Annotated in this window: 10 protein-coding genes and 1 pseudogene; 8 read left to right on the top strand and 3 right to left on the bottom strand. The window is 73.4% G+C overall.

Annotation, left to right across the window (positions count from 1 at the left end):
* From BU198_RS40380 to BU198_RS40370, 3 genes and pseudogenes are all read right to left on the bottom strand, one after another.
* A pseudogene (locus BU198_RS40380) lies at positions 1–278 on the bottom strand (hypothetical protein); the annotation flags it as partial.
* 214 nt (positions 279–492) lie between these two features.
* Positions 493–1,824 (bottom strand): MFS transporter, encoded by a 1,332-nt coding sequence (locus BU198_RS40375; RefSeq protein ID WP_188301682.1) that lies wholly within the window; start codon positions 1,822–1,824, stop codon positions 493–495.
* Between the two features lie 176 nt (positions 1,825–2,000).
* Positions 2,001–2,459: a PaaI family thioesterase gene (locus BU198_RS40370; protein ID WP_188301681.1), complete on the bottom strand. Its 459-nt coding sequence runs from the start codon at positions 2,457–2,459 to the stop codon at positions 2,001–2,003.
* A 378-nt stretch (positions 2,460–2,837) separates the two neighbouring features.
* Here BU198_RS40370 and BU198_RS40365 point away from each other — a divergent pair, with 378 nt between their 5' ends.
* The 8 genes from BU198_RS40365 to BU198_RS40330 all read left to right on the top strand — a co-directional run.
* Positions 2,838–3,557, top strand: coding sequence for a Phenylacetic acid catabolic protein (locus tag BU198_RS40365; RefSeq protein ID WP_188301680.1), 720 nt, complete (start codon positions 2,838–2,840; stop codon positions 3,555–3,557).
* A 48-nt stretch (positions 3,558–3,605) separates the two neighbouring features.
* Positions 3,606–4,724: a radical SAM protein gene (locus BU198_RS40360; protein ID WP_188301679.1), complete on the top strand. Its 1,119-nt coding sequence runs from the start codon at positions 3,606–3,608 to the stop codon at positions 4,722–4,724.
* A gap of 99 nt (positions 4,725–4,823) precedes the next feature.
* The gene (locus tag BU198_RS40355; RefSeq protein WP_188301678.1) at positions 4,824–5,078 is read left to right on the top strand and encodes an acyl carrier protein; all 255 of its coding nucleotides are present in this window, start codon (positions 4,824–4,826) and stop codon (positions 5,076–5,078) included.
* Positions 5,075–6,340, top strand: coding sequence for a beta-ketoacyl-[acyl-carrier-protein] synthase family protein (locus BU198_RS40350; protein WP_188301677.1), 1,266 nt, complete (start codon positions 5,075–5,077; stop codon positions 6,338–6,340). Before BU198_RS40355 ends, BU198_RS40350 begins: the two co-directional genes overlap by 4 nt.
* Complete coding sequence (gene fabI, locus BU198_RS40345; protein WP_188301676.1) at positions 6,340–7,152, top strand: enoyl-ACP reductase FabI; 813 nt, start codon at positions 6,340–6,342, stop codon at positions 7,150–7,152. Before BU198_RS40350 ends, fabI begins: the two co-directional genes overlap by 1 nt.
* Positions 7,149–8,114 carry a beta-ketoacyl-ACP synthase 3 gene (locus tag BU198_RS40340; RefSeq protein ID WP_188301675.1) on the top strand — a complete coding sequence of 322 codons (966 nt, stop codon included), beginning with the start codon at positions 7,149–7,151 and terminating at the stop codon, positions 8,112–8,114. Before fabI ends, BU198_RS40340 begins: the two co-directional genes overlap by 4 nt.
* The gene (locus tag BU198_RS40335) at positions 8,111–9,070 is read left to right on the top strand and encodes an alpha/beta fold hydrolase (protein ID WP_188301674.1); all 960 of its coding nucleotides are present in this window, start codon (positions 8,111–8,113) and stop codon (positions 9,068–9,070) included. Before BU198_RS40340 ends, BU198_RS40335 begins: the two co-directional genes overlap by 4 nt.
* 39 nt (positions 9,071–9,109) lie before the next feature.
* The coding region (locus BU198_RS40330) for an AMP-binding protein (RefSeq protein WP_188301673.1) at positions 9,110–9,490 on the top strand (381 nt) is incomplete at its 3' end.

Below are 9,490 nucleotides of genomic sequence, written 5' to 3'. Positions count from 1 at the left end.
GCGAGGGCGGCCGGGTCGGGCTCGCCCCCGGGGGTGCGGACGATGCCGTCCAGGAGGTGCAGCTCGGCGCTCGGGTCGGCGTCCAGCAGCACGGCGGCGGCCCGGCGGCGCAGGGCCTCGGGATCGCCGTCGGCGGCGGGCACCAGGTAGGCGAGCAGGCCGGGACGGCCGCTGTCGCGGTGGAGGGGCAGCAGCGCGCAGTCGGCGATCTCGGGATGGAGCAGCAGCCGGGCTTCCAGGGCGCGCAGCCGGCCGTGGTCGGGACCGGTGGGGCTCATGAGGTTCGGCACCTTTCGGATCGGTGCAGGGGCGCGGGAGAGGGCCGCCCCGGGGCAGGGAGGTGGGAGCGGAGGGGTGTCGCGTACGGCGCGGGGGTACCGCGAAGTGGTGCGGGCCGTTCGGTGACTCGGGCGGTGGCTCGGTCGGTGACTTGTTCGGTGACTCGTTCGGAACGGGGGCGGCCGGACGCGGTGGCGTTCGGTGCCGGGCCGTTCAGTCGGACGCGGTGGCGTTCGGCGCCGGGTCGCCCGGGGAGCGGCGGGTCCGGGCGATCAGCACCAGGAAGGCGAGCGCCAGCACGATCGGGACGGCGTGCGAGACGCCGACCACGGTGAGCGGGCTGAGCAGCGCCAGCAGCGATCCGCTCAGCAGCATCCCGGTGCCCATGCCGACGTTCTCGGCGGAGGTGAGGATCCCGAAGGCCTGGCCGCGCCGGTCGTCGGTGAGGGCCTGGATGCGGGTGGTGTACGAGATCTCGGTGAAGCCGTCGCCGAGTCCGGCGCAGATCGCGACCAGCAGGAAGAGCGGCAGCGGGAGGTCGGTGAAGACCAGGATGAAGGAGGCGGACATCAGGATGGTGCCCAGCGCGAAGCCGCGTTCGCCGGGCTCGATGCCCCGGCGCAGCATGAGCCGGGTGACGAGCTGCTGGGCGCTCAGGTTGCCGATCGCCCAGGTGGCCCAGAAGGTGCCGAGCAGGGCGGCCGGGTTGCCGGGGGAGGACTCGTTGGCGAAGACCGGCAGGCTGATGTTGTGGGCGGCCGAGCCGAAGGCGTCCAGCAGCCTGATTCCGGCCATGGCGCCGACCACGGGCGCGGCCCGCAGGACGACCAGGGCCTGCCACCGTTGTCCGAACCGTTTCGGCGCGGCCGCGGGCCCGTCCGGCTTGGCCGTGGATCCGTCCGGTTCCGCGTCCTGGACGGGCGCGGCCCGGGTGGGCAGGGGCAGCCGGATCACCAGCGCCGCGTACAGCACGAAGCTGGTCGCGTCGATGAGCAGCGCCGCGCGGAACCCGGACCAGGCCACCACCACGCCGGCGGAGGCGAAGCCCATCACCATCGCGGTCGAACGGCAGGTCGCCATCAGGCTGTTGGCGTGGGCCCGGCGTCCGGAGCCGACCATCTCGGGGATGCTGGTCCGCAGCGCGACGGCGTTCACCGCGGCCGCGCCGCCGAGGACCAGGGCGAGCGGGTAGAGCACCGGGATGCGCGCCGACGCGGGGGCGAGGGCCACCACGACCAGCGCCACCGCCTGGGCCAGGGAGCACGTCGTCATGAGCCGCCGGCGCTCCAGCCGGGACACCAGGCGCCCGGCGACCAGCCCACCGCTGAATCCGCCGGTCAGCCGCAGGACCAGGAACCCGGCGGTGCCGAGCGCGTTCCCCGAGGCCTCGTAGGCGAACAGGCTCAGGGCGACCATGTTGAGCTGGCTCCCGTAGGTGGACAGGGCATCGCCCGCCGCCAGCCGGTAGAACACCCGGGGGAGCTTGTTCTCGACCCGGTGCGGTGCTTCAACTGCGGTGTCCGGCACCGTCAATCCCCTCGGCACGCTGTCATGGCAGTTCCGTGTGATATTGCGCCGAAATGTAGAGGGGGAGTGGAGGGGAGATCAATGCCGAGATCGCTTACTGTCCGAAAGGCCACCGTCCGGCCGACTCGCTGTCATGTTTCACGCCAACCTGGCCGATTGGCGGCCCAGGACGGGGCGACGTGTGAGAGGCGCCGTCAGGCCGTCCCGGTGCGGGCCGGCGGGATCGCGTAGGTCAGCGTGGCGGTGGCCACCAAGGCCTCGTCGGCGTCCAGCAGTTCGGCCAGCACCACGCACAGCCGGCGCCCGAACTTGGCCGTCCTGGCGTGCACCCGCAGCGTTCCCGGCCGCGGCCGGCTGAGGAAGCTGATCTGAAGGGAACTGGTCAGCGCCATCAGGGTGGGCCCGAGCCGGGAGTTGATCAGGAGGAACGCGGCCAGGTCGCACAGGCCGGCCTGCTCCGGGCCCGAGACAGTGCCGCCCGGACGGGTGCGCAGGAGGTCGCCGTCCACCGCCATGGTCAGGGTGCGGCCGTCCACCTCCACGACCCGGCAGGCGGTGTAGTCGGGGAACTGACCGATGATCAGGTCATTGAGCTGATCGGGGCCCAGCAGGACGTCGACGGTGGCGACCGCCGTGTTCGAGTCGGTGGTCATGGGCCTCAGCGTAACGGTCGGTCCGGCGGTGCGCCGGGCGCGGTCCAGGCCTGGATCCGGCCAGCTTCGATTTCCCTGGTCAGCCGTCAAGATCCGTTACCGGAAGGATAACTGCGCATGTCCGGAGGATGTCGGAAAGATCATCATCGGGCGGCCGGAAGCGTTCGATGGCCGAATCGGGGCGGCATGATTCGCCAGGGACCTTGTTCCTTGCAAAAACCAGCCCCTACGCTCCGAGGAAGTTCGCGGAGTGCTGGACTCCGCAGGCCGCCGGGGGCGGCGTCCCATTCTTGTGGTCGTCACGGAGGGCCTCGGCGGAGCGGCCCCCGGTCGTTCACGTTTCTATCGATTCCTGCTTCGGAAACGGGGTGTTGCGTCATGGGGATTTCCATCCTGGACGACGAGGCGGTGGTGGTCCGTACTCCCGGCGAGTTCCTGGCGATGCCGGAGGAGTACCGGGAGATCGCGATCCGCGGCATGGTCGTCAACACCGAGGGGGAACTCTCCGGCGGGGACGACTACGTGCAGGTCTTCCTGCCACTGGCTCCCGACGCCGAGGAGCGGCAGGTGTGCGCCGAGCGCGCCGCCGAGGAGTACGACCACTACAAGATCGGAAAGCGGGTCCTCGCCGAGATCGGCGTGGACACCACCTACATGGAGTCGCAGACCCTGGCCGAGCGGAACCTGTTCCGCGCCCAGGAGTTCCACAACTGCACCACCTGGGCCGAGCGCGGAATCTTCTCCTACATCGGAGAGGAGACCGCCATGGTGATGATCTCCGAATTCGCGCAGAGCAGTTACCGGCCCTGGGCGGACGCGGTGCGCACGATCATTCTCGACGAGAAGGTGCACATCGCCCACGGCGCCCGGGTCTGCCGCAACCTCGCCGCCACCGACGACGGCCGCGAGCAGCTCCAGGAGGCCCTGGACCGGCTGTGGCCGACCTTCGTCCGGATCTTCGGCAGCCCGCGCTCCGAACGCGCCAAGCTGGCCGTCCGCTTCGGGCTGCGCCAGACCACCAACGGCGAGGCCTGCGATCTGTGGCGCGAGAAGGTCACACCGCGCATCAAGAACCTGGGCCTGCGCCTCCCGGAGTAGCGGGAGCAGCAGCACGCCGATCCCGCGACTCCCGAGGAGCCCACCGCCATGGCAACACCCGTCACCATAGAACAGCGCCCGCTGAGCCGGCGCGAGGCCAAGGCCCGCACCGCCGAACTCATCGCGGACCGGCCCGACCTGGCCGAACGCCTGCACCGGCTGCGCCGGCTGGGGCGCGAGGTCCGCTCCTGCGAGGTGCACCTCACCAACACCTGCAACATCCGCTGCAAGGGCTGCTGGTACTTCGAGGGCGGCTTCGACACGGCCGTCAAGGAACTGTCGGACCTCGACCGGATCCGGGCCTTCGCCCGCAAGCTGGCCGACGACGGCGTCAACCAGGCGACCCTGATCGGCGGCGAGCCGACCCTCGTCCCGCGCCGGGTCGAGGCCTTCGTCGAACAGCTGCCGCACATCACCATCTCCACCAACGGCCTGCGCCCGATGCCCAAGCAGGGCTTCGAGAAGATCGCCATCGCGGTCAGCATCTTCGGCGGCGGCACGCTCGACGACGACCTGCGCGCGATCCGGGTCAACGGTTCCAAGTTCACCGGCCTGTTCGACACCGCGCTCTCGCACTACAAGGACGACCAGCGGGTGCTGTTCATCTACGCGCTCGCCGAGGCCGGGGTCCAGCACATCGAGCCCACCGTGCGGAAGATCGCCGAGAACGGCAACATCGTCACCTTCAACTTCTACAGCGAGCACGGCACCGAGACCCCGCTGAAGATCGCCAACGAGCAGCGGGTGCTGGACGAGGCGCTGCGGGTCAAGGAGCTGTACCCGGAGACGGTGGTGAGCCACCCGTACTTCATCCGGACCCTGGTGACCGGCCGGACGCACTGGGGCGGCCGGTTCGGCTACGACGTCTGCCCAAGCCTCAGCGTCGACGCCCCCGAACACGAGGACCGCGTCGCCAACGGCAACCCGGTGATCCCCGGCTTCAACGTCTGGGGCGCCGACTACGAGTCGCTCCAGTTCTGCTGCACCTCGGGCGACTGCGGCGGCTGCCGCGACAGCCAGGCGGTCTACAGCTGGCTGGTGGTCAGTGCCAACCGCTTCCTGGACGACGCCGCCCGGCTGGAGCAGTGGCTGGACATCGCCGAGAGCTACTGGCGGCAGTGGCACTGGGCGCCGTACCACGCCGCCAAGGCCGGCACCACGGCCTGAGCCCGACGGCCCGGAGCCCGCCGGCCCCGAGGCCGTCCGCAGACCGCACCTGACGCACCGCCCCTGATGCAGCGCCGCCCCGCGCGGTGGAGGAGAGTCATGCCCGATACACTGGACCGCACCGCCATCGAGAACTTCGTCGTCGACGCCCTGGTGGACCTCGGCGTCGAACGCGAGGGCATCGTCGACGACGCCGCCTTGGACGAGCTGGAGATCGACTCGCTCGACATGGTCGAACTCAGCCAGTCCATCCGCAAGCAGCTCGGCATCCCGGTGAAGCCGAAGGACTTCGACCAGCTCTACACCGTCGGCGAGGTGCTCGCCCTGTGCCGCCGCAAGGCCGGGCTGGAGTGAGGCCCAGGGCCGTCGTCACGGGCCTGGGCGCGGTGACCCCGCTGGGCGTGGGCGCCGAGGCGCTGCACCGGCGGGCGGTGGCCGGCGAGAGCGGGCTCGCCGACGGGCTCGGGCTGTGCCGGGACTTCCGGCCGGCCGACCACCTGTCGCGCCAGCAGGTCCGCCGCACCGACCGCTTCACCCAGCTCGCGCTGGTGGCCGCCGCCGAGGCCCTGGCCCAGGCGGGGTGGACGGACGGCCCGGCACCCTACCCCGCCGAGCGGATCGCCTGCGTGGTGGGTTGCGCGCTCGGCGGGACGGCGAGCTTCGAGAGCCAGGCCGAGGTGCTGCGGGAACAGGGCGGGGAGTTCGTCTCCCCGCTCATGGTGCCCGCGATGATGGCCAACGCCGCGGCCTCGCAGATCGCCCAGCAGTACGGCTTCCGGGGCGAGGCGCTCTGCCTGGCCTCGGCGTGCAGCAGCGCGACCCAGGCGATCGGCACCGCGCTGCTGCTGCTCGCGGCCGGCGCGGCCGACGCGGTGGTGGTCGGCGGCGCCGAGGCCTCCACCTCCGCACTGGTGCGGGCGGCCTTCAGGACGGCGGGGGCGCTCTCCGAGAGCGGCCGGTCGGTGCCCTTCGACCGCGACCGCGACGGCCTGCTGATCGGCGAGGGCGCCGGGATCCTGGTCCTGGAGACGGAGGCCGGCGCCGCCGCCAGGGGCGCCACCGTGCTCGGCGAGGTGCTCGGCTACGGCGCCACCTGCGACGCCCACCACCTCACCGCCCCCCACCCGAGCGGCGAACCCGCCGCCCGGGCCGTCACCCTGGCGCTCGAAGCGGCCGGGGTCACCCCGGGGCAGCTCGGCTACCTCAACGCGCACGGCACCGGCACCGTCCTCAACGACCGGTCGGAGTGCGAGGCGCTGCGGCTGGCCCTCGGACCGGTCCTGGAGGAGGTCCCGCTGTCCTCCACCAAGTCCTGCACCGGCCACCTCTTCGGCGCGGCCGGCGCGGTGGAGGCCATCGCCACGGTGCAGGCGCTGCGCCACGCCACCGCGCCGCCCACCGTCGGGCTGCGCGAGCCGGACGAGAAGCTCGGCCGGCTGAACCTGATCCGCGGCGCCACCCCGCTCGCCCCCGCCACCCTCCCAGGCGGCCGCCGGGTCGGGCTCTCCACTTCCTTCGGGTTCGGCGGGCACAACGCGGCCCTGGTGCTGGCGGCGGCCGCGGCTCCCGAAACGGACTCCGGTACGAGTCCCGGTACGACGAAAGGCCAGGAGTGATGCTCGGCTTCCACGGACGCCGCTATCTGATCACCGGGGTGCTCAACGAGGACTCCATCGCCTGGCACACCGCCAGGGCGCTCCAGGAGGCGGGCGCCGAGGTACTGCTGACCGGCTTCGGCCGGGCCCGGCGGATCACCGAGAAGGCGGCGGGCGTGCTGCCCGGGCCGGCCGAGGTGCTGGAGCTGGACGTCACCAGGCCCGAGGACTTCGCCCGGCTGGTCAAGGAACTGGAACAGCGCTGGGGCGGGGTCGACGGCGTGCTGCACGCGGTCGCCGCCGCCCCGCAGACCGCGCTGAGCGGCCACTTCCTCACCACCCCGCCGGAGGCCGCCGGAACCGCCCTGCACACCGCCGCCGTCTCGCTGCACTCGCTGGCCACCGCGCTGGCCCCGCTGCTGAGCGCGGACGGGCGGCGCGGCAGCGTCGTCGGACTGGACTTCGACGCCACCGGCGCCTGGGCCGGCTACGACTGGATGGGCGTCAGCAAGGCGGCCCTCGGCGCGGTCTGCCGGTACCTGGCGATGTACCTCGGCCCGTCCGGCATCCGGGTCAACCTGGTGGCGGCCGGCCCCGTGGAGACCGTCGCCGGTCAGGCGATCAGCACCTTCGACCGGATCGCCGACCGCTGGCAGGCCGAGGCCCCGCTCGGCTGGGACCGCACCGACCCCGCGGTGGTGGTCGGCCCCGTGCTGTTCCTGCTCTCCGACCTGGCGGTGACCGTCAGCGGGGAGATCCTGCACGCCGACGGCGGGATGCACGCCGTCCGGATGGGCACCGGCCCGGCCTTCGCCGAAGGGGGCCCGGCATGACGGCGGCCATCGTCGGCGTGGGCGCTGCCCTGCCCGAACGCGTCGTCCCCAACGAGTACTTCGAGCGGATCGGCGCCTCCCCGGAGTGGATCGTCAAGCGGACCGGCATCCAGGAGCGCCGCTTCCTGCCGCCGGAGGGCCGGCTCGCCGACCTCGTGGTGGCCGCCGCCGGGCAGGCGCTGCGCGCTTCGGGGCGCTCCGCCGCGAGCATCCGGCACGTGGTGGTCGCCACCATCACACCGGACCGGGTCACACCCGGGGTGTCGGTGGAGGTCGCCGCCAGGCTCGGCATGCCGCAGGCCGCCGCCTTCGACCTGCACGCGGCCTGCGCCGGCTTCGTCTACGGGCTGGACCACGCCGCCGCGCTGATCGAGACCGGCCGGGCCGGGGCGGTCCTGGTCTGCGGCGCCGACGCGCTGACCAGAATCACCGACCACGAGGACCGCGGCACCGCCGTGCTGCTGGCCGACGGCGCCGGCGCCGCGGTGGTCGCCGACGTGCCCGGCGCGCCGGAGCCGTGCTTCTCGCTGGGCAGCGACGGCGAGCAGATCCCGCTGCTCTACGCGAACCGGGACGACCGCAAGCTGCGGATGGACGGCCGGGAGGTGTTCGACCACGCGGTGGAGAAGATGTCCGACGCCACCCGCGAGGTGCTCGCCCGGCGCGGCCTGACCTGCGAGGACCTCGACCTGTTCGTCGCCCACCAGGCCAACGCCCGGATCGTCCGGGCGGTCGGCAAGGAGGTGGGGCTGCCGCCGGAGCGGCTGTACCTGAACGTCCACCGGGTCGCCAACACCTCCGCCGCCTCGATCCCGCTGGGTCTGACCCACGCCCGCGAGGAGGGCCTGCTGGACGGCCCGAAGCTGCTCGGGCTCGCCGCGTTCGGCGCGGGCATCACCTGGGGCGCCGGGGTGATCGGCTGGCGGCCGGGCGCCGGGGCCGGACCGGCGGAGGAGCGGTGAGGACCGCCCGGTTCCCGGTGATCGCCGAGATCGCCGCGCCGGACGGCGCCGGGATCACCGTACGGGCGCTGGCCAGGCCCGAGCGGGCCGCCCCGGTGGTGATCGTCCTGCCGGCGATGGGGACGGCCGCCCGGCACTACACCCCGCTGGTCCGCGCGCTGCACGCGGCCGGCCTCAGCGTGGCCACCTGTGACCTGCGCGGCCACGGCGAGAGCCGGCCGGTGCCCGGGCGCGGGGTCTCCTTCGGCTTCCGCGAGCTGGTCGAGCACGACTTCGGGGCGGTGCTCGACGCGGTGGCCGGGGCCTTCCCCGGCGCGCCGCGCCTGCTGCTCGGGCACAGCCTCGGCGGGCAGCTGGGCCTGGTGCACTGCGGGGTGTTCCGGCCCCGGATCGCCGGGGTGGTGCTGGTGGCCAGCGGGTCGGCCTGGTACCGGACGTTCGGGGTGCGGGCGGGCCTGCGGCGGCTGGCGCTGAGCCAGTTCTCGGTGGTGGCCTCGGCGGCGGTCGGCCACTGGCCGGGCGAGCGGTTCGGCTTCGGCGGCCGCGAGGCGCCCCGGCTGATGCGGGACTGGGCGCGGCAGATGCGCACCGGCCGCTACCGGGTGCGCGGCGCGGCCACCGACTACGAACGGGCGCTGGCCGAGGTGGACCTGCCGGTGCTGGCGGTGGACGTGCAGGGCGACGAGCTCGCGCCGCCGCGCGCCGTCGACCACCTGTGCGCCAAGCTGTCCTCGGCGCGAGTGGAACGCTGGAGCTACACCGCCGAGCAGGCGGACGGCCGCCCGCTGGACCACTTCCGCTGGATCCGGCACAACCGCGGGCTGGTGGCGCGGATCGCCCCGTGGCTGCTCGCCACAGGCACAGACACAGCCACAGCCACGGCCGCGGGCGACGCCACGGCCGCCGGGGCAGGGGCGGACACCGCTCCGTACGGCGGCTTCCGCCCGACCGCATAGGGACCCGACCGTTCAGGGACCAGACCGAGGAGCGCCCGCATGTCCGTCGTCCCCGCCCCGCCCGGCAGCAGCACCGACCTGCCGTACGGCGTCCCCGACCTGCTCGCCGCGACGGCCGCGCGGTGCCCGGAGCGCCCCGCCCTCCGGCTCGACGAGGAGGTGCTGACCTTCGCCGGCCTGGACGCCCGCAGCGCCCGGGCCGCGCACTGGCTGGCCGCCCTCGGCGTCGCGCCCGGCGACCGGGTGGCCCTGCTGCTGCCCAACGTGCCGGACTTCGCGGTGCTGTACTACGGCATCCTGCGGGCCGGGGCCGTGGTGGTGCCGATGAACCCGCTGCTGAAGGCCCGCGAGATCGAGCACTGCCTCGCCGACGCCGAGGCCGCCGTGCTGCTCGCCTGGCACGCGGGCGCCGAGCAGGCG

The organism is Streptomyces sp. CBMA156, from assembly GCF_014596515.1.
Taxonomy (GTDB): Bacteria; Actinomycetota; Actinomycetes; order Streptomycetales; family Streptomycetaceae; genus Kitasatospora.
This window is presented reverse-complemented; position numbering and strand designations above follow the sequence as displayed.

Bases quoted from the DNA above. Each gene is read 5' to 3' on its own strand.
- BU198_RS40370 (WP_188301681.1), bottom strand. From the start codon at position 2,459: ATGACCACCGACTCGAACACGGCGGTCGCCACCGTCGACGTCCTGCTG.
- BU198_RS40365 (WP_188301680.1), top strand. From the start codon at position 2,838: ATGGGGATTTCCATCCTGGACGACGAGGCGGTGGTGGTCCGTACTCCC.
- BU198_RS40360 (WP_188301679.1), top strand. From the start codon at position 3,606: ATGGCAACACCCGTCACCATAGAACAGCGCCCGCTGAGCCGGCGCGAG.
- BU198_RS40355 (WP_188301678.1), top strand. From the start codon at position 4,824: ATGCCCGATACACTGGACCGCACCGCCATCGAGAACTTCGTCGTCGAC.
- fabI (WP_188301676.1), top strand. From the start codon at position 6,340: ATGCTCGGCTTCCACGGACGCCGCTATCTGATCACCGGGGTGCTCAAC.
- BU198_RS40340 (WP_188301675.1), top strand. From the start codon at position 7,149: ATGACGGCGGCCATCGTCGGCGTGGGCGCTGCCCTGCCCGAACGCGTC.